This window comes from Pectobacterium sp. F1-1 (assembly GCF_025643735.1).
GTDB lineage: Bacteria > Pseudomonadota > Gammaproteobacteria > Enterobacterales > Enterobacteriaceae > Pectobacterium > Pectobacterium colocasium.
Genome location: NZ_CP104733.1, coordinates 4453002 through 4472893, shown reverse-complemented (window position 1 = coordinate 4472893; position 19892 = coordinate 4453002). Strand labels below are relative to the sequence as shown.

The following is a 19892-nucleotide window of genomic DNA, read 5'->3' as shown; positions in this document are numbered from 1 at the left end:
CATTTGCAACGCAAGATGTGGACTGCGACGTGCTTTCCTTAATAACAAATCCCTGGTCAAGATCGATACGGCTTTCTGCTACAATCGCCTTCCGTTTTATGAGTGAGCAAGATCGTTATGCGCTTAAACCCCAGCCAACAACACGCCGTCGAATTCGTCACCGGACCTTGTCTGGTACTGGCGGGCGCAGGTTCAGGCAAGACCCGCGTGATCACCAACAAGATTGCGCACCTTATCCGCCAGTGTGGCTATCAGGCTCGGCATATTGCTGCCGTGACGTTTACCAACAAAGCGGCGCGGGAGATGAAGGAGCGCGTGGCGCAAACGCTGGGGCGCAAAGAAACGCGCGGGTTGATGATTGCGACCTTCCATACGCTGGGGTTGGAGATCATCAAACGTGAATACGCAGCATTGGGGATGAAATCCAACTTCTCCCTGTTCGACGATCAGGATCAGATGGCGCTGCTGAAAGAGCTGACGGAGCAGTGGCTGGAAAATGATAAGGTTTTGCTGCAGCAGCTGATCTCGACGATCTCAAACTGGAAAAACGATCTGATCGATCCTGCTGGTGCGGCAGCGATGGCGCGTTCCGAACGCGACAAGCTATTTGTGCACTGCTACTCGCTCTATCATGAACATTTGCGCGCCTGTAACGTGCTGGACTTCGACGATCTGATTTTGCTGCCCACGCTGCTGCTGAAGCAAAACGCTGAGGTACGCGAACGTTGGCAGAACCGTTTGCGCTACCTGCTGGTGGATGAATATCAGGACACCAATACCAGCCAGTATGAGCTGGTTAAACTGCTGGTCGGTACCCGCGCGCGTTTCACCGTCGTAGGAGATGACGATCAGTCTATTTACTCCTGGCGCGGGGCGCGTCCACAGAATCTGGTGTTGCTACAGCAGGATTTCCCCACGCTTGACGTGATCAAGTTGGAACAAAACTACCGCTCATCCGGGCGTATTCTGAAAGCGGCCAATATTCTCATCGCCAATAACCCGCACGTCTTTGAAAAACGCCTGTTCTCGGAGCTGGGCTACGGCGATGAACTCAAAGTGATTACCGCCAACAACGAAGATCACGAAGCGGAGCGGGTCGTGGGTGAACTGATTGCCCATCACTTTATTAAAAAGACCCAGTATGGCGACTATGCCATTTTGTATCGTGGTAACCATCAATCGCGCCTGTTTGAAAAGATGCTGATGCAGAACCGTATTCCGTATCGCATTTCTGGCGGCACGTCCTTTTTCTCCCGTCCTGAAATCAAGGATTTGCTGGCTTATCTGCGCGTGTTGACCAACCCGGATGATGACAGTGCGTTCTTACGCATCGTGAACACGCCTAAACGTGAGATTGGCCCGGCGACGATGAAGAAACTGGGCGAATGGGCGGGGCAGCGCAATAAAGGTCTGTTCAGTGCGAGTTTTGATTTGGGGTTGAGCCAGTCGCTGACTGGACGTGGGCTGGAATCCCTGCAACGGTTTACCCAGTGGCTGGCGGAAATTGCCCGTTTGGCAGAGCGTGAACCGGTAGCCGCCGTTCGCGACCTGATTCATGGATTGGACTACGAAAGCTGGCTGTATGAAACCTCGCCCAGCCCAAAAGCCGCGGAAATGCGGATGAAGAACGTCAATCAGTTATTTAGCTGGATGACGGAGATGCTGGAAGGCTCCGAATTGGATGAGCCCATGACGTTGACGCAGGTGGTGACGCGCTTCACCCTACGAGACATGATGGAACGTGGAGAAAGTGAAGAGGAGCTGGATCAGGTACAACTGATGACGCTGCATGCGTCCAAAGGTCTGGAATTTCCGTACGTCTTTTTGGTCGGGATGGAAGAGGGACTACTACCGCACCAAAGCAGTATTGATGAAGACAACGTTGATGAAGAGCGCCGTCTGGCGTACGTGGGGATTACGCGCGCGCAGCGTGAACTCATCTTCACACTGTGCAAAGAACGCCGCCAGTATGGTGAATTGGTTCGCCCTGAGCCGAGTCGTTTCCTGCTGGAATTGCCACAGGATGATGTCGTGTGGGAAACGGAACGGAAAGTGGTCAGCGCACAAGAGCGTATGCAGAAAGGTCAGGCGAACGTTGCTAACATCCGAGCGATGTTGGCGAAAGCAAAAGGGGAATAAAGCGTTCTCCCCTATATGCTCGTTAAGCTGAAGCTTCTTCCAGCATCAGCGGCCAGTGTACATAACTCTGCCAGCGACTTTCCTGTTCCAGCATTTCTGCCCGTAATGGATGCTGTGCCAGCCAGCCCGCAGGCAGAATCAAACGCAGTGTTTCACCTTCTACGCGTAATCGTACGGCTGGCAGCGTGTCGTCGCGGCGGCGGCTGGCAAAAATAATCGCCAGACGCAACAGGCGACACAGGCGCTGTGCCTGATTGACCGGTAGTGCGTTCTGCTGACTCAACGGCATTAAATCGACAGGGTTAATCTGGTTTTGCAGGAGTGTGGCTAACAGTTTCTTCTGAGCGGGCGTAAAGCCGGGGAGATCGCTATGGCGAATCAAATAGGCAGCATGCTGGGGCGACTGGCGAAAATCGATGCTCAAACCGATTTCGTGTACCAGACAGGCGCTGCGCAGTAACTCGCGACATCGGTTATCTAACTGCCAGTCACGGGCAACCTGTTGCAGAAAGTTGTCTGCCAGTGTGCTGACGCGCTTAGCCTGTTCGGCATCCAGCAGATAGCGGCGTTGCAGCGTCGCCAATGTGCGGTGACGAATGTCCTGATCGACGGGCAGATGCAACATGCCATAGACCAGCCCTTCACGCAGCGCTCCACCAGCCAGCGTCATCGTTTTGATGTCAAGCTCCTGGAAGATCGCCAGCAAGATGGCTAATCCGCTGGGAAAAACCAGCGCGCGTTCCAGCGTCAGGCCTTCAATTTCCAGCTCTTCCAGCTTATCGCACTGAATTGCATGCTCTTTAAGCTGCCTGAGCTTCGGCAGGGTAATGTATTCATCCATTCCCTGCGCGACCATGATTTCCTGTAGCGCTTGTACTGTACCGGAGGCGCCGACGCAGATTTGCCAGCCCTGCTCACGTAGCGAGGCGGCAACAGGACGCAGCATTTCACGCGCCGCTTGTTCCGCGCGTTCAAAATTACCGGCTTCCAGATTGCGGTCGCTGAAATAGCGATCCAACCACGTTACGCATCCCATCGGGAGGCTGATCAACTGGGTTGTTTTGGCGCCAACCCCTGTCGCCAGCTCGGTACTGCCACCGCCGATATCCACGACCAGACGCGCATCCGGGCCGCCTGTCGTATGTGCTACACCTTGATAAATCAGGCGTGCTTCTTCTTCACCGCTGATAACCTGAATCGGCAAGCCCAGAATATCCTGAGCCCGTTGCAGAAACTCGTCAGCATTCGTTGCCAGCCGCAAGGTTGCGGTTGCGACGACGCGCACGTGATCCTGCGGGATGTCCTGCAACCGTTCGGAGAACAGTTGCAGACACTGCCAGCCGCGCTGCATCGCGTCCTGCGAGAGCCGATTCTGTTTATCCAGCCCTGCCGCAAGGCGGACTTTACGCTTTATTTTCGCCAGCGTCTGAATGCTGCCTGCGGTTTCCCGGGCGACCAGCATATGGAAGCTGTTCGAGCCGAGATCGATGGCAGCATAAAGTGAAGAAGAGCTCAGCATCGACGGTTAATCCGCTCGTTTACGGTTATTACGGGGCGCTCCACTACGGCGCGGCGCATTGCTGTGTCTGCGCGGACCATTATTGGAACGCGGTGGGCGCGTTAAACGCTTCGGCGCGGGTAAATCATTCATCAGCGCGTCGCTGTTGTATTTGCTAACCGGGATGCTGTGACCGATATAGGTTTCGATAGCCGGGAGGTTCAGTGCGTACTCTTCACAGGCCAGGCTGATAGAATTTCCGCTTTGCCCCGCGCGGCCGGTACGGCCAATACGGTGAACGTAGTCTTCGCAATCATCTGGCAGGTCGTAGTTAAAAACGTGGGTCACGGAAGGAATATGTAAACCGCGCGCTGCAACGTCCGTTGCCACCAGAATATCCAGATTGCCCTGGGTAAATTCTTCCAGAATACGCAGGCGTTTTTTCTGTGCGACGTCGCCCGTCAGCAGTCCAACGCGATGGCCGTCGGCAGCCAGATGACCCCAGATGTCTTCACAGCGATGCTTGGTATTCGCGAAAATAATGCAGCGATCCGGCCACTCTTCTTCCAGTAGTGTCTGGAGCAGACGCATTTTTTCTTCGTTAGACGGATAAAACAGTTCTTCTTTAATGCGATGGCCGGTTTTCTGTTCCGGTTCAACTTCCACATACTCTGCGTTATTCATCTGTTCAAACGCGAGTTCACGCACTCGGTAGGAGAGCGTTGCGGAAAAGAGCATGTTTAGACGCTGTGTCGCTGGCGGCATGCGGCGGAACAACCAGCGAATGTCTTTGATGAAGCCAAGATCGTACATACGGTCTGCTTCGTCCAGCACGACGACCTGAATCGCGCCCAGGTTTATGTGGTTCTGTTTAGCGTAATCGATCAGGCGACCCGTGGTGCCGATCAGAATATCAACGCCGTTTTCCAGCACCTTAAGCTGCTTGTCGTAACCGTCTCCACCGTAGGCTAAACCCAGTTTTAACCCGGTAAGGTGAGACAGTGCTTCTGCGTCAGAGTGAATCTGGACAGCCAGTTCACGAGTGGGTGCCATAATTAAGGCACGTGGTTGATTGGTTTGACGCTCTGCATTTGCAGGGTGTGAAAGCAAATAATGGAAAGTAGACGCGAGAAAAGCCAGCGTCTTGCCGGTACCGGTTTGCGCCTGACCTGCAACATCACGCCCTGACAGAGCCAATGGCAGAGCTAACGCCTGAATAGGCGTACAGTTATGAAACCCTTTGCTTTCAAGAGCTTCAATAACCTGCGGGTGCAGGGCGAAGTCGGAAAACTTCTGTTCAGTTAAGTGTGTTTTGCTCATAGTGTGGTAGAATATCAGCTAACTATTGCTTTACGAAAGCGTATCCGGTGAAATAAAGTCAAGCCGTTGTTGGTTAATGCTACACCAACAAGGTAGAAATAATCCTGCGGAGTAAAATATGAGCGATAAAATAATTCACCTGACTGATGACAGCTTTGGCACGAAAGTACTGCAAGCTGAGGGCGCTATCTTGGTTGATTTCTGGGCTGAGTGGTGTGGTCCTTGCAAAATGATCGCTCCTATTCTGGATGAAATCGCCGAAGAGTTTGAAGGTAAACTGACGGTTACCAAACTGAACATTGATGAAAATCCGGCTACTGCGCCGAAGTACGGTATCCGTGGTATCCCCACTCTGCTGCTGTTTAAAAACGGCGAAGTCGCTGCGACAAAAGTCGGCGCACTGTCCAAAGGGCAACTAAAAGAGTTCCTGACGGCGAATCTGTAATTAGCTTTATACCCTCAAAAGGGTATTGCCGGCGGGCGCAATCGGGCAATATGCAATTCTCATATTGACTGCTTGCCGCTCGTCGGGAAGCGTGCTAGATTCTTCATTACTGCATATCGTACTTGCCTATGTTTAAGCCCTTAGGCTTAAGCCTGAAAGTTAGAGTCTAAAGCATTATTCTGTGTCGAAATCGAAACGCCGTTGTTTTACAACACATTTATGATCCGATTTTGGCAGTCTACTAGTTTTACAATACTTGGTTTTATGTGTCTTCGATCTCCTGCCGTTGATTTATGCGGATATCGTTTATGCGGATGTTGTTTTGCGCGGATGTAATGCGCTTCAGGTGTGAAACCAGACAGGAATCCGGTGGTTGAAGGCTGTTATAGAGGCACGGATGACCCTGCCATACCATTCACGTTAATAGTTCGAGATTTACCCCGAGTTAAAGAACCCACCACTATGAATCTTACCGAATTAAAGAATACGCCAGTTTCTGAGTTAATTGCTCTTGGCGAAAATATGGGACTGGAAAACCAGGCCCGCATGCGTAAACAGGATATTATCTTCGCTATTCTGAAACAGCATGCCAAAAGCGGCGAGGATATTTTCGGCGATGGTGTGCTGGAGATATTGCAGGACGGCTTCGGCTTTCTTCGCTCCGCAGACAGCTCCTACCTCGCAGGCCCCGATGATATCTACGTTTCTCCCAGCCAAATCCGCCGTTTTAACCTCCGCACTGGTGACACCATTTCTGGCAAGATTCGTCCGCCGAAAGAAGGTGAACGCTACTTTGCGCTGCTGAAAGTTAACGAAGTCAACTACGACAAACCTGAAAACTCCCGCAACAAGATCCTGTTCGAAAACCTCACGCCACTGCATGCAAACTCTCGTCTGCGTATGGAACGCGGTAACGGCTCGACAGAAGATCTGACGGCGCGTGTGCTGGATCTGGCTGCGCCGATTGGCCGTGGTCAACGTGGTTTGATCGTTGCACCGCCTAAAGCAGGTAAAACCATGCTGCTGCAGAATATTGCGCAGAGCATTGCTTACAACCATCCTGACTGTGTGCTGATGGTACTGCTGATTGACGAACGTCCGGAAGAAGTGACCGAGATGCAGCGTCTGGTGAAAGGTGAAGTGGTGGCGTCAACGTTTGACGAACCCGCTTCCCGTCACGTTCAGGTTGCCGAAATGGTGATCGAAAAAGCGAAGCGTCTGGTTGAGCATAAGAAAGACGTTATCATTCTTCTGGACTCCATTACTCGTCTGGCGCGTGCTTACAACACCGTTGTTCCTGCTTCGGGCAAAGTGTTGACTGGTGGTGTGGATGCTAACGCCCTGCATCGTCCAAAGCGTTTCTTCGGTGCGGCGCGTAACGTTGAGGAAGGCGGTAGCCTGACCATCATCGCCACTGCGCTGGTGGATACCGGTTCCAAGATGGATGAAGTGATTTACGAAGAGTTTAAAGGTACAGGTAATATGGAACTGCACCTGGCACGTAAAATCGCAGAAAAACGCGTCTTCCCAGCGATTGATTACAACCGCTCCGGCACGCGTAAAGAAGAATTGCTTACCACCTCTGAAGAATTGCAGAAGATGTGGATTCTGCGCAAGATCATTCACCCAATGGGCGAGATCGACGCGATGGAATTCCTGATCAACAAGTTGGCGATGACGAAAACCAACGATGAATTCTTCGATATGATGAAACGTTCATAAATCCGGGCGTTCATCTATATATACCCTAAATAATTCGAGTTGCAGGACAAAACGCTAGCGTTTTGAACAACGCAAAGCGTTGGCCCGTCAGGGCGAGGTACATTTATGTGCCTTGTAACGCGGCAAGCGCACGAATCCCCAGGAGCTTACATCAGTAAGTGACTGGGGTGAGTAAGGACAAATTGGTTTAGCCAATTTGAACGCCGCTTGCGGCGACCCTTCGGGCGAGGCTCTGAAATGAGCCGAGTATTGCCAACGCACATGCGGCTTGAAGTATGACGGGTACATTACGGATAACTCGGGGAACGCCACGCTGGGTCGTGGCGTTTTTTTATCCCCTCATTGATCGGGTGTGAAAGGGCTTTCTACTGGGAAGTCGCGGTTCTCACTCAATTTGTACTGGCGATCAACGTGGGCGATAGGATATAAGGCGTAAACCGAGTCTATACTGAACAGCTACAGCGCAGCTGTTAACGGTGAACTTACTCACTATGAGTACCGAATTACTATTTATTTTCTTGTTTTCTCTGGGCTTTCTTTTTTTTGCTCGCAGCATCGCGGGTAAAATAGGGCTTGTCGATCGTCCCAACTACCGTAAACGTCACCGGGGTCTTGTGCCTTTGGTTGGTGGCATTTCTGTGTATGCGGGTATCTGCTTTAGCTACTTTATTACCGACCAATATATTCCCAACTTCCGTCTTTACCTGCTGTGTGCGGGCGTGCTGGTCTTTGTCGGCATGCTGGACGATCGTTTTGATATCAGTGTGAAAATTCGTGCCGTTGTGCAAGCGTTTGTCGCGGTGGTGATGATGGCCTTTGCTGGCTTGACGCTACACAATCTGGGATACATTTTCGGCCCATGGCAGATGGCGCTGGGGCCGTTTGGTTATCTGGTCACGCTGTTTGCCGTTTGGGCGGCGATTAATGCGTTCAATATGGTGGACGGGATCGATGGGTTGCTCGGCGGATTGTCCAGCGTCTCATTTGGGGCGATGGGGATTTTGCTGTATCTGAGCGGCCATTCGAATCTTGCCCTGTGGTGTTTCGCCATGATCGCGGCGACGCTGCCTTACATTTTGCTGAATCTGGGCGTGTTTGGACGGCGCTACAAAGTCTTCATGGGCGATGCGGGAAGCACAATGATTGGTTTCACGGCGATCTGGCTTCTGATCCAAACGACGCAAGGCCCGCAGCATCCGATTAATCCGGTGACGGCATTGTGGATCATCGCGATCCCGCTGATTGATATGATCGCCATTATGTATCGGCGCTTACGCAAAGGGATGAGCCCGTTCTCACCTGACCGACAGCATATTCATCATTTAATGATGCGTGCAGGTTTTTCTTCCCGACAGGCTTTTGTGCTGATTACGCTCGCCGCCGCTTTGTTGGCTGCGGTTGGTGTGTTGGGAGAGTATTTCTTTTTTATACCCGAATGGTTGATGTTGGCATTATTCTTGCTTGCATTTCTACTGTATGGCTACTGCCTGAAACGAGCATGGCGGGTCGCCCGTTTTATCAAGCGAATCAAACGCCGTATGCGGCATTCCGATGAGCAAAAGCAGTCATCCTGACCAAATAATTTTGGGGAAGTAATGAAATCAGAGAATTTGTCTACCGGGAATGCGTTGATTGATAACGAACTGGATATCCGTGGTTTATTTCGCCTGCTGTGGCGGGGAAAGGTATGGCCGATAGCGATCGGCCTGCTTTTTGCCGTTGTGGCATTAGGCTACTCCTATCTTGTTAAACAGGAATGGAGCGCGACAGCGATTACCGACAAGCCGACGGTCAATATGCTAGGAGGGTATTATTCGCAGCAGCAATTCCTGCGTAACCTCGACGCTCGATCTTTTTCTACTCCTCAGCCAGAGCAGCCGTCTATTTCGGCTGATGCTTATGATGAATTCATCATGCAATTAGCGGCTTACGATACCCGCCGCGATTTCTGGTTGCAGACCGATTATTACAAGCAGCGACTGGAAGGTGATGCAAAGGCGGATTCCGCTCTGCTGGATGAAATGGTCAACAACATTCAGTTTACGCCGCGCGATGATGGGAAAAAAACCAATGATTCTGTGAAGCTGGTGGCGGAAACCTCTGCGGATTCCAACACGTTGCTTCGTCAGTATGTGGCTTTTGCCAGCCAGCGAGCCGCCAACCACCTGAATGAAGAGATCAAGGGGGCCTGGGCTGCCAGAACTATCTTCATGAAATCGCAGATCAAGCGTCAGGAAGCCGTAGCGAAAGCGATTTACGATCGCGAAGTCCGCAGCGTTGAACTGGCGCTGAAAATCGCACAGCAGCAAGGCATTAGCCGTAGCCAGACGGATACGCCGGCAGACGAAATCCCCGCATCGGAAATGTTCCTGCTCGGCAGGCCGATGCTCCAGGCCCGACTGGAAACATTGCAGACCAGCGGCCCGCACTACGAACTGGATTATGATCAAAATCGCGCGATGTTGGCGACGTTGGACGTTGGCCCAACGCTTGAGGCGAGTTTCCAGACATACCGTTATTTGCGTACGCCGGAAGAACCGGTGAAGCGCGACAGCCCACGCCGGGCATTCCTGATGGTGATGTGGGGTGCGATTGGTGCGCTCGTTGGGGCGGGTGTTGCCTTGGCTCGCCGTCCGCGCTAAGCAGCTTGCTGATTCGCGTTTGACGCTCTGCGAGCGTCTGCGTCTAACCTGATTAAAGAGATTCAATGTGAAAGTATTGACTGTTTTCGGCACCCGGCCGGAAGCCATTAAAATGGCGCCGCTGGTTCATGCTCTGGCTCAGGATGGAGCCTTTGAATCGAGGATTTGCGTGACAGCCCAGCATCGAGAGATGTTGGATCAGGTGCTGCGTTTGTTCGATATTACGCCAGACTACGATCTGGATATTATGCGACCGGGACAGGGGCTGAGTGAGATATCCTGCCGAATTTTATCGGGGCTTGAACCCGTTATGACGGAGTTCAAACCGGATCTGGTATTGGTACACGGCGATACCACCACGACGCTGGCAACCAGCCTGGCGGCCTTTTATCAGCGCATCCCCGTCGGCCACGTAGAAGCGGGATTGCGCACTGGCAATCTGTATTCGCCCTGGCCGGAAGAGGCCAACCGTAAATTAACCGGGCATTTGGCAATGTACCACTTCGCTCCGACGGAAAATTCCCGCCAGAATTTGCTGCGTGAGCACTTGTCCGATCGACATATTTTTGTGACCGGCAATACGGTGATCGATGCGCTGTTCTGGGTGCGTGACCGTATCCTCGGCGATGCCGCGTTGCGCCGTAGCCTTGATGAAAAATATGCCTTTTTGGACGACAGCAAGAAGCTGATTCTGGTTACCGGACACCGACGCGAGAGTTTTGGTGGCGGTTTTGAGCGCATTTGTAGCGCGCTGGCGGATATTGCTCGTCGCCACCCTGAAGTACAAATTGTGTACCCGGTTCACCTGAATCCTAACGTCAGTGAACCCGTGAATCGAATCCTGAGCGGCATTGATAATGTGATGCTGATTGCGCCGCAGGACTATCTGCCTTTCGTGTATTTGATGAATCGCTCTTACATGATTTTGACCGACTCTGGCGGTATTCAGGAAGAAGCGCCGTCGTTAGGCAAGCCCGTATTGGTGATGCGTGATACGACAGAGCGGCCGGAGGCGGTTGAAGCGGGCACGGTTAAGTTGGTGGGAACAGAAGTGACCAGCATTGTTGATGCGGTCTCTATGCTGCTAACGGATGAAGAGGCGTATCAGGCAATGAGCCACGCCCATAATCCCTATGGCGATGGTCAGGCCTGCCAACGCATTGTTGATGCTTTAAAAAATCATAGGAAATGATTTTTAGCGCCGTCCAGCGGCGACCCGAAGGGGGGCGGGCAGGGATAGCTCGACATAAAAAATCGCCAGGAGCGATTTTAAACGTCGTCACACGACGGCCAGACATAAAAATTATCAGGTGACACTATGAGCTTTACTACCATCTCCGTAATCGGTTTAGGCTACATCGGTTTACCCACTGCCGCAGCCTTTGCATCCCGTCAGAAAAAAGTCATCGGTATTGATGTGAATAAACTGGCGGTTGAAACCATTAATCGCGGCGAAATCCATATTGTCGAGCCCGATCTGGATTCACTGGTCAAAGTCGCCGTGGAAAATGGCTATCTCCAGGCCATGACCAAGCCCGTACCCGCCGATGCTTTCCTGATCGCCGTTCCTACCCCTTTCAAAGGCGATCACGAACCCGATTTGACCTATGTTCAGGCTGCCGCTGCGTCCATCGCACCTGTGCTAAAGAAAGGCGATCTGGTGATTCTGGAATCGACATCCCCCGTAGGGGCAACCGAGCAAATGGCCGAGTGGCTAGCCGATGCGCGTGCGGATTTGACGTTTCCGCAGCAGGCTGGGGAAACGGCGGATATCAATATTGCCTATTGCCCTGAGCGTGTGCTGCCCGGTCAGGTGGTGGTTGAGCTGATTAAAAACGATCGCGTGATTGGTGGTATGACCCCGGTGTGCTCTGCGCGCGCCAGTGAACTGTACAAAATCTTCCTTGAAGGTGAGTGTGTGGTTACTAACTCCCGCACCGCCGAAATGTGCAAGTTGACGGAAAATAGCTTCCGCGATGTCAACATTGCTTTCGCCAATGAGCTTTCGCTGATTTGTGCCGAACAAAACATTAACGTATGGGAACTTATCCGATTGGCAAACCGTCATCCCCGCGTCAATATCCTGCAACCCGGCCCTGGCGTCGGCGGGCACTGTATTGCGGTTGATCCCTGGTTTATCGTGGCGCAGAGCCCGCAGCAGGCTCGATTGATTCATACCGCCAGACTGGTCAACGATGGCAAACCGCTCTGGGTGGTGGATCGCGTCAAAGCGGCCGTAGCGGATTATCTGGCACAAACGAATAAACGTGCCAGCGAGGTTACGGTGGCCTGCTTTGGACTGGCGTTCAAGCCTGACATTGACGATCTGCGTGAAAGCCCTGCGGTAGGGATTACGTCCATGATTGCACAGTGGAATACCGGCGTGACGTTAGCCGTCGAACCCAATGTCAAACACCTGCCGTCCGTATTGACCGGGCAGGTGAAACTGGTCGATACCAGCAGTGCATTAAAAGAAGCCGATGTGTTGGTGATGTTAGTCGACCATCGTCAGTTTAAAGCGATTAACCCAGAAGATGTGAAACAACAGTGGGTCATTGATACCAAAGGAGTATGGCGTTGAAACGTATTTTAATTACCGGTGGTGCAGGGTTTATTGGTTCGGCGTTGGTCAGATACATTCTGACGGAGACGCAGGACAGCGTCGTCATTGTCGATAAACTGACTTATGCAGGTAATCTGTCTTCTCTGGCTCCCGTTGCCGATAGCGAACGTTTTGCGTTCGAGCAGGTAGATATCTGCGATCGTGCTGAGCTGGACCGTGTCTTTAAGGCCTACCAGCCCGCGCTGGTGATGCATTTGGCGGCAGAAAGTCATGTCGATCGCTCTATCGACGGCCCGGCGGCGTTTATCGAAACCAACATTGTTGGCACCTACACCATGCTGGAAGCGGCACGCCACTACTGGCAGGGCCTGGCTGATGCGGACAAACGTGCGTTCCGTTTTCACCATATCTCCACTGATGAAGTGTTTGGCGATCTGCACGGGACAGACGATCTATTCACAGAAACAACGTCCTACGCGCCGAGCAGCCCTTATTCCGCCTCGAAGGCATCCAGCGACCATCTTGTTCGCGCCTGGCTGCGTACCTACGGGTTCCCGACGATTATCACCAACTGCTCGAATAACTACGGCCCTTACCATTTCCCAGAGAAACTGATTCCGCTGGTGATCCTGAATGCCGTCGCGGGTAAACCGTTGCCGGTTTACGGTGACGGCGCGCAAATCCGCGACTGGCTGTTTGTCGAAGATCACGCTCGTGCACTGTACAAAGTGGTGACAGAAGGTGAAATCGGCGAAACATACAACATCGGTGGCCACAACGAGCGTAAAAACATTGAGGTCGTGCAGACCATTTGCGCGCTGTTGGAAGAACTGGCACCGAATAAACCCGCTGGCGTGGAACATTATCGCGATCTCATCACTTACGTGAAAGACCGCCCTGGTCATGATATGCGCTACGCGATCGATGCCGGAAAAATTGAACGTGAACTGGGCTGGCGTCCGGAAGAAACGTTTGAGACGGGTATGAGAAAAACCGTCAACTGGTATCTGAATAACGAAAAATGGTGGCGCAGCGTGCAGGATGGTTCTTATGCCGGCGAACGCTTGGGGCTGAACGATTAAACCTGTGCCCAGTGGCGGAAAAGGAAAAGAAGGAGCGAAACAATGACCTATCCGGTATCAGTAGGACAGGGAGAGGTTCGCGCCACGGTTGAACCGCTGGGCTGGGAGAGTGAGTTCTTCCAGAACGACAGCGGTAAGCTGAATTTTTCGCCTGCTGCGCCCGTGTTGACGCCTGATGTGTTGAGCGCCTTTACGCTGACGCAGGCCAAAATTACGGCGGACAATCTGGTGTTGGCGGATGCGCTTGCCGATCTTGGTTTTCGATTGGTGGAAGGCGAAGTCGATCTCAGTCTGTCGCTGGAGCGGGCTACGGTAGTGACGCCGCTACCGCGCTGGCGTGAAGCCGCGCCCGACGATATCCCGGTACTGAGGGACGCGGCATCACGCGTGTTTGCGCTGAGTCGTTTTCGTTCTCCGTGGTACCAGCCGGAGGATAGCGGGCGCTTCTATGCGCAGTGGATTGAAAATGCCGTGCGCGGTACGTTCGATCACTGCTGTTTACTGGCGGAAGATGCCGCCGGCAATCCACAAGGATGGGTCACGCTACGCAGAGTGGATGACACGGATGCACGTATCGGGCTACTTGGCGTTTGGCCGGGTGTGGCGGTACGCGGTATCGGTTCACATCTGATGGCGCTGGCGGAAACGTGGTGTCGACAACAAGGATTGATTCGTCTTCGAGTCGCGACGCAGGTTGGCAACGTGGCGGCGCTTCGTCTTTATCTTCGCCGTGGTGCCACGATTGAGAGCACGGCGTATTGGTTATACAGGTGATCACATGATTCCATTTAATGCGCCACCGATTGTCGGTACGGAACTGGACTATATGCAGGCTGCCATGAGCAGCGGTAAGTTGTGCGGCGATGGTGGGTTTACCCGCCGTTGTCAGCAGTGGCTGGAACATTATTCCGGCAGTAAAAAAGTCCTGCTCACGCCTTCCTGCACCGCTTCGCTGGAGATGGCTGCTATCCTGCTGGACGTTAAGCCCGGCGATGAAGTGATCATGCCGAGCTATACCTTCGTTTCCACTGCTAACGCCTTTGTGCTACGCGGCGCGAAAATCGTGTTTGTCGATATCCGCCCGGATACCATGAACATTGACGAGACGAAAATCGAAGCGGCCATTACGGAAAAGACGCGCATTATCGTGCCAGTCCACTACGCGGGCGTGGCCTGCGAGATGGACGCGATTATGGCGCTGGCGAAGAAATACGATTTATATGTCGTGGAAGATGCTGCGCAGGGCGTGATGTCCAGCTACAAAGGCCGTGTTCTGGGTTCCATTGGTCATATCGGCTGCTTCAGCTTTCATGAGACCAAGAACTACACCTCAGGCGGTGAGGGGGGGGCCACGCTGATTAATGACGCAAGACTGGTGGAGCGCGCGGAAGTCATCCGTGAAAAAGGCACGAACCGTAGCCAGTTTTTCCGCGGACAGGTAGATAAATACACGTGGCGTGATATCGGTTCAAGCTACCTGATGGCGGACATTCAGGCTGCTTATCTCTGGGCGCAGTTGGAAGCGGCACGGCCAATCAACGAGCGCCGCCTGAAGCTATGGCAGAACTACTATGCGGCATTCAAATCGCTGGCCGATGCCGGGCGTATTACCCTGCCGACCGTGCCAGTTAATGGCATTCACAACGCGCATATGTTTTATATCAAACTCAGCTCCCAAGACGATCGCAGCGCGTTTATCAATTACATGAAAGAAGCCGAAATCATGACGGTCTTTCATTATATTCCGCTGCATAGCTGCCCGGCGGGTCTGAATTTCGGTCAATTCTCTGGTGAAGATCGTTACACCACGCAGGAAAGTGAACGGCTGGTACGTTTACCGCTGTTCTACAACCTGTCGGACGTCAATCAGCGGACGGTCATCAACACCATTCTGAGTTTCTTCTCCTGATATGTCGTTGGCGAAGGCATCGATATGGACGGCTGGTTCCACGCTGATAAAAATCGGCGCGGGGCTGGTTGTCGTCAAACTGCTGGCGGTCACATTTGGCCCTGGCGGTGTGGGAATGGCAGGGAATTTCCGCCAGCTTATTACGGTGCTGGGGGTGTTAGCCGGTGCCGGGATCTTCAACGGCGTCACCAAATACGTGGCGGAATATCAGCAACAGCCTGAACGGCTGAGGCTGCTGCTCGGTACGTCTGTCACGCTGGTGCTGGGGTTTTCCACGCTGCTGGCGATACTCTTTCTGGCTGCTGCAACGCCTATCGCTAATCTGCTATTTGGGCATGACGACTATCATGACGTGGTGCGTGCGCTGGCGTTTATTCAAATGGGCATCGCCTATGCCAACCTGTTTCTGGCGATCCTCAAAGGCTATCGGGATGCGGTAGGCAACGCGCTGGCGGTGATCGGCGGTAGCCTGATCGGATTGGCGGCTTTTTGGCTCTGTCTGCAACTCGGTGGCTACGTTGGCGCTTTGGCGGGGTTGGCGCTGGTGCCTGCACTGCTGGTGATTCCCGCGGGCATCATGCTACTGCGACGTACGCCGCTGTCGCTTGTGTCGCTAAAACCAGCGTGGGAGCGCGCTATTGCGGGTCAGTTGGGCAAGTTCACGCTGATGGCGTTAATGACCGCAGTGACGCTGCCCGTGGCATATATCATGATGCGTAATTTGCTGGCGGCGCATTACAGCTGGGATGAGGTGGGCATTTGGCAGGGCGTCAGCAGTATTTCCGATGCTTACCTGCAATTCATTACCGCCTCCTTTACCGTTTATCTGTTGCCGACACTGTCGCGCCTGACGGACAAGGCTGCGCTGTCGCAGGAAATCGTTCGCTCGCTGAAATTTGTGCTGCCCGTCGTGGCAGGCGTCAGCTTTTGCGTGTGGCTGCTGCGAGATTTTGCCATCTGGCTGTTGTTCTCCAGTCAGTTTACGGCAATGAGAGATATCTTCGTTTGGCAATTGGTAGGCGATGTAATGAAAGTGGGCGCTTACGTCTTTGGCTATCTGGTCATCGCGAAAGCGGCACTGCGCTTTTATCTGCTCACGGAAGTCAGCCAATTTCTCCTGCTGACAGGGTTTTCCCACTGGCTGATTCCGCTGTATGGCGCACAAGGTGCGGCGCAGGCCTATATGGCAACCTATCTGGTCTATTTTTTGCTTTGTTGTTGCGTATTCATTATTTACCGTAGGCGAGCATGACGACACTGATTCATGTATTGGGATCTGACATCCCGCATCATAACCAGACCGTTTTACGTTTTTTTAACGACGTACTGGCGACGGAACTCCCCGAACAGCAGATTCGGCACTTCATCGTGGCGTCCCGCGATGGCATTTCATCGGCTGACTTTCCCGCACTGCGTATTGAAACCTGCGTGGATAAGAAAACGCTGGCTGAGGCCGTCATTGCCAGAGCCAAAGCGAACCGTAAGATGCGCTTTTTCCTGCACGGGCAGTTTAACCCCACGCTGTGGCTGGCGTTGCTGAGCGGGAAAATCAAATCCGAACAGGTTTACTGGCACGTGTGGGGCGCTGATCTGTATGAAGAAGCGAGCAGCCTGAAATATCGCCTGTTTTATCTGCTGCGGCGTATGGCGCAAAAGCGTGTTGGGCACGTGTTTGCCACGCGTGGCGATCTGGCGTGGTATCAGCAGCGTGCGCCTCGTGTGCCGACGTCATTGCTGTACTTCCCAACGCGCATGAATCCGGCACTAACAGGCATGCAGGTGGATAAACCGCTGGCAGGGCCGATGACGATTCTGGTCGGCAATTCTGGCGATCGCACGAATCGTCATCAGGAAGCGCTGCGGGCGATTCACAAGCAGTTCGGGAAAAATGTGCGGGTGATTGTGCCAATGGGCTACCCTGCGAATAACGCATCCTACATCGCGCAGGTGGAAAAAGACGGTTTGGCGCTGTTCGGCGTGAAAAATTTCCAACTGCTAAAGGATCAACTGGCGTTTGATGACTACCTCAACATGCTACGCACCTGCGATTTGGGCTATTTTATTTTCGATCGCCAGCAGGGCATCGGGACGTTATGCCTGCTGATTCAGTTTGGCGTGCCGTTCGTGATCAGTCGGCAAAATCCGTTCTGGCAGGATCTGACGGAACAGGGGTTGCCCGTACTGTTTTACGGTGATGAGCTGGATGAAGCGCTGGTGCGTGAGGCGCAGCGCCAACTGGCATCGGTAGATAAGCACCAGATCGCGTTCTTTAATCCCAATTATCTGCAAGGCTGGCGAGAGGCGCTGGCGTTGGCGACGGGAGAACCAACATGACGCTGGGGCAATTTGGTGGGCTGTTTGTCGTCTACCTGATTTCAGTCATCTTTATCCTGAGCCTGACCTGGATGGAGTTTCGGCGAGTGCGTTTTAACTTTAACGTGCTGTTTTCATTGCTCTATTTATTGACGTTCTATTTCGGCTTTCCGTTTACCTGCGTGCTGGTATTCCGCTTCGGCGTTGAGGTCGTTCCCGTGCAGTATCTGCTTCAGGCGATGCTGTCCGCGACAGCGTTCTATGCGATCTATTACGTCAGCTATAAGACTCGCCTGCGTCAGAAAGCCTCCGCGCCGCGTGCGCCGCTCCTGACGGTGAATCGGGTTGAAGCCAATCTGACCTGGCTGTTGCTGGCGTTGATTGCGGTCGCCACCGTCGGTATTTTCTTTCTTAACAATGGCTTTCTGCTGTTTAAACTGCGCTCTTATAGCCAGATATTCTCCAGCGATGTATCCGGCGTGGCGTTGAAACGCTTTTTCTACTTCTTCATTCCGGCGATGCTGGTGGTGTATTTCCTGCGTCAGACGCAGCGTGCGTGGCTGATGTTCCTCATTGGTACGGTTGCATTTGGGATGCTGACCTACGTGATTGTCGGCGGAACGCGTGCGAATCTGATCATCGCCTTCGCCCTGTTTCTGTTTATTGGCATTGTACGTGGCTGGATTACGCTCTGGATGCTGGTTGCGGCAGGCGCGTTCGGGATTGTCGGGATGTTCTGGCTGGCGCTGAAGCGCTATGGGCTGGATGTCAGCGGCGATTATGCATTTTATACCTTCCTCTATTTAACCCGTGACACCTTCTCACCCTGGGAAAATCTGGCGCTGCTGTGGCAGAACTACGACAAGATTGAATTTCAGGGGCTGGCGCCGATTGCCCGTGATTTCTATGTTTTCATTCCCTCCTGGCTATGGCCTGAACGCCCGAATCTGGTGTTAAACAGTGCGAACTATTTCACCTGGGAAGTGCTGAATAACCACTCCGGGCTGGCGATATCTCCCACGCTGCTGGGGTCGCTGGTGGTGATGGGCGGCGTACTGTTTATCCCGCTGGGAGCGATTGCTGTCGGGTTGGTTATCAAGTGGTTCGACTGGGTGTACGAGTTAGGAAAACGCGACAGCAACCGCTATAAGGCCGCTATTTTGCAGGCGTTCTGCTTCGGGGCGGTGTTCAATATCATTGTGCTGACGCGTGAAGGCGTCGATTCCTTTGTTTCACGCGTGGTGTTTTTCTGCCTGGTATTTGGCCTGTGTCTGCTCGTTGCCAAACTGCTTTACTGGCTGCTGGAAAGCGCCGGGCTAATCCGGCAGCGCCTGATGCGTATGCGTGCGACGCCGCTAGCGCCGACATCCAGCACCGTACCGGATCCTGTGATAAAGGAACAGATATGACAGCGTTAAAAACCACAGAGACAATCCCTCTGTATACCATCCGTGATTTGCCCATTCACGGCTTCCGCAATATGACGCAGTTCGTTGATTACCTGTTTGCAGGAGAACAGGTTGAGGCGGGAACACTTGTCGCAATTAACGCTGAGAAAGTGCTCACGGCAGAGAAAGATGTGGCGTTGCGTACACTGCTCGATCGCGCAGACTATAAGTATGCGGACGGCATTAGCATTGTGCGTTCCATTCGTCGCAAGTACCCGCAGGCTGACGTCACGCGGATTGCAGGCGCAGACCTGTGGGAAGCGCTAATGGAGCGGGCAGGCAAAGAGGGAACGCCGGTTTTTCTGGTGGGTGGCAAACCTGAGGTGCTGGCACAAACGGAAGCAAAACTGCGAGCACTGTGGAATGTGAATATTGTTGGTAGTCTGGATGGCTATTTTGCGCCAGAGCAGCGCGATGTGTTGTTTGAGCGCATTCGCGCCAGCGGTGCACGGATTGTTACCGTCGCGATGGGGTCGCCGCGACAGGAAATTCTGATGCGCGATTGTCGTCACCACTATCCTGATGCCTTGTATATGGGCGTGGGCGGAACGTATGACGTCTTTACCGGGCATGTCAAGCGTGCTCCGTTAGTGTGGCAAAACTTAGGGTTGGAGTGGCTGTATCGCTTGCTGTCCCAGCCGAGTCGTATTTTTCGGCAACTCAGGCTGTTGAAATATGTGGCCTATCACTATAGCGGTCGCCTGTAACCCCACTGAATTGGCGTGTTGAACACGCCAACCTTTCTCTGCGATATATCGCCCTGTTTTTTTATTCCTATTCGATTTTAATTGTCTGTTTTCCAGTCAATCGG

General features: G+C 53.0%; 16 protein-coding genes. 14 read left to right on the top strand and 2 right to left on the bottom strand.

Annotated features, from left to right (window positions below; all coding sequences use genetic code 11):
• The first annotated feature begins 117 nt into the window (after nucleotides 1-117).
• A complete protein-coding gene (rep, locus tag NAL19_RS20085; protein WP_225086129.1) occupies nucleotides 118-2139 on the top strand; it encodes a DNA helicase Rep in 2022 nt (673 codons plus the stop codon).
• 22 nt (nucleotides 2140-2161) lie between these two features.
• Here rep and ppx read toward each other — a convergent pair whose 3' ends face one another.
• The gene (gene ppx, locus NAL19_RS20080; protein ID WP_263058253.1) at nucleotides 2162-3658 is read right to left on the bottom strand and encodes an exopolyphosphatase; all 1497 of its coding nucleotides are present in this window, start codon (nucleotides 3656-3658) and stop codon (nucleotides 2162-2164) included.
• A gap of 6 nt (nucleotides 3659-3664) precedes the next feature.
• Nucleotides 3665-4957, bottom strand: a complete 1293-nt coding sequence (rhlB, locus tag NAL19_RS20075; RefSeq protein WP_225086127.1) for an ATP-dependent RNA helicase RhlB — start codon at nucleotides 4955-4957, stop codon at nucleotides 3665-3667.
• 118 nt (nucleotides 4958-5075) lie between these two features.
• Between rhlB and trxA the strand changes: the two genes are divergently transcribed.
• The 13 genes from trxA to wecG all read left to right on the top strand — a co-directional run bounded on the left by trxA (nucleotide 5076) and on the right by wecG (nucleotide 19788).
• Nucleotides 5076-5402 carry a thioredoxin TrxA gene (gene trxA, locus NAL19_RS20070; RefSeq protein ID WP_010283883.1) on the top strand — a complete coding sequence of 109 codons (327 nt, stop codon included), beginning with the start codon at nucleotides 5076-5078 and terminating at the stop codon, nucleotides 5400-5402.
• A gap of 462 nt (nucleotides 5403-5864) precedes the next feature.
• A complete protein-coding gene (gene rho / locus NAL19_RS20065; protein ID WP_225086126.1) occupies nucleotides 5865-7124 on the top strand; it encodes a transcription termination factor Rho in 1260 nt (419 codons plus the stop codon).
• 476 nt (nucleotides 7125-7600) lie between these two features.
• Nucleotides 7601-8698, top strand: coding sequence for a UDP-N-acetylglucosamine--undecaprenyl-phosphate N-acetylglucosaminephosphotransferase (gene wecA, locus NAL19_RS20060; RefSeq protein WP_225086125.1), 1098 nt, complete (start codon nucleotides 7601-7603; stop codon nucleotides 8696-8698).
• Nucleotides 8699-8719: 21 nt separating this feature from the next.
• Nucleotides 8720-9766: an ECA polysaccharide chain length modulation protein gene (wzzE, locus tag NAL19_RS20055; RefSeq protein ID WP_225086124.1), complete on the top strand. Its 1047-nt coding sequence runs from the start codon at nucleotides 8720-8722 to the stop codon at nucleotides 9764-9766.
• A 67-nt stretch (nucleotides 9767-9833) separates the two neighbouring features.
• Complete coding sequence (wecB, locus tag NAL19_RS20050; RefSeq protein ID WP_225086123.1) at nucleotides 9834-10958, top strand: non-hydrolyzing UDP-N-acetylglucosamine 2-epimerase; 1125 nt, start codon at nucleotides 9834-9836, stop codon at nucleotides 10956-10958.
• Between the two features lie 126 nt (nucleotides 10959-11084).
• Nucleotides 11085-12347 (top strand): UDP-N-acetyl-D-mannosamine dehydrogenase, encoded by a 1263-nt coding sequence (gene wecC, locus NAL19_RS20045; RefSeq protein WP_225086122.1) that lies wholly within the window; start codon nucleotides 11085-11087, stop codon nucleotides 12345-12347.
• Complete coding sequence (rffG, locus tag NAL19_RS20040) at nucleotides 12338-13411, top strand: dTDP-glucose 4,6-dehydratase (RefSeq protein WP_263058252.1); 1074 nt, start codon at nucleotides 12338-12340, stop codon at nucleotides 13409-13411. The genes wecC and rffG overlap by 10 nt, the downstream gene beginning before the upstream one ends.
• A gap of 42 nt (nucleotides 13412-13453) precedes the next feature.
• Nucleotides 13454-14185: a dTDP-4-amino-4,6-dideoxy-D-galactose acyltransferase gene (wecD, locus tag NAL19_RS20035; RefSeq protein WP_263058251.1), complete on the top strand. Its 732-nt coding sequence runs from the start codon at nucleotides 13454-13456 to the stop codon at nucleotides 14183-14185.
• A gap of 4 nt (nucleotides 14186-14189) precedes the next feature.
• Nucleotides 14190-15320, top strand: coding sequence for a dTDP-4-amino-4,6-dideoxygalactose transaminase (rffA, locus tag NAL19_RS20030; protein ID WP_263058250.1), 1131 nt, complete (start codon nucleotides 14190-14192; stop codon nucleotides 15318-15320).
• A 1-nt stretch (nucleotide 15321) separates the two neighbouring features.
• Nucleotides 15322-16572 carry a lipid III flippase WzxE gene (gene wzxE, locus NAL19_RS20025; protein ID WP_263058249.1) on the top strand — a complete coding sequence of 417 codons (1251 nt, stop codon included), beginning with the start codon at nucleotides 15322-15324 and terminating at the stop codon, nucleotides 16570-16572.
• Nucleotides 16569-17654 (top strand): TDP-N-acetylfucosamine:lipid II N-acetylfucosaminyltransferase, encoded by a 1086-nt coding sequence (locus NAL19_RS20020; protein WP_263058248.1) that lies wholly within the window; start codon nucleotides 16569-16571, stop codon nucleotides 17652-17654. Before wzxE ends, NAL19_RS20020 begins: the two co-directional genes overlap by 4 nt.
• Nucleotides 17651-19042, top strand: coding sequence for an ECA oligosaccharide polymerase (gene wzyE / locus NAL19_RS20015; protein WP_263058247.1), 1392 nt, complete (start codon nucleotides 17651-17653; stop codon nucleotides 19040-19042). Before NAL19_RS20020 ends, wzyE begins: the two co-directional genes overlap by 4 nt.
• Nucleotides 19039-19788 (top strand): lipopolysaccharide N-acetylmannosaminouronosyltransferase, encoded by a 750-nt coding sequence (gene wecG / locus NAL19_RS20010; protein WP_263058246.1) that lies wholly within the window; start codon nucleotides 19039-19041, stop codon nucleotides 19786-19788. The genes wzyE and wecG overlap by 4 nt, the downstream gene beginning before the upstream one ends.
• Nucleotides 19789-19892: the final 104 nt, after the last annotated feature.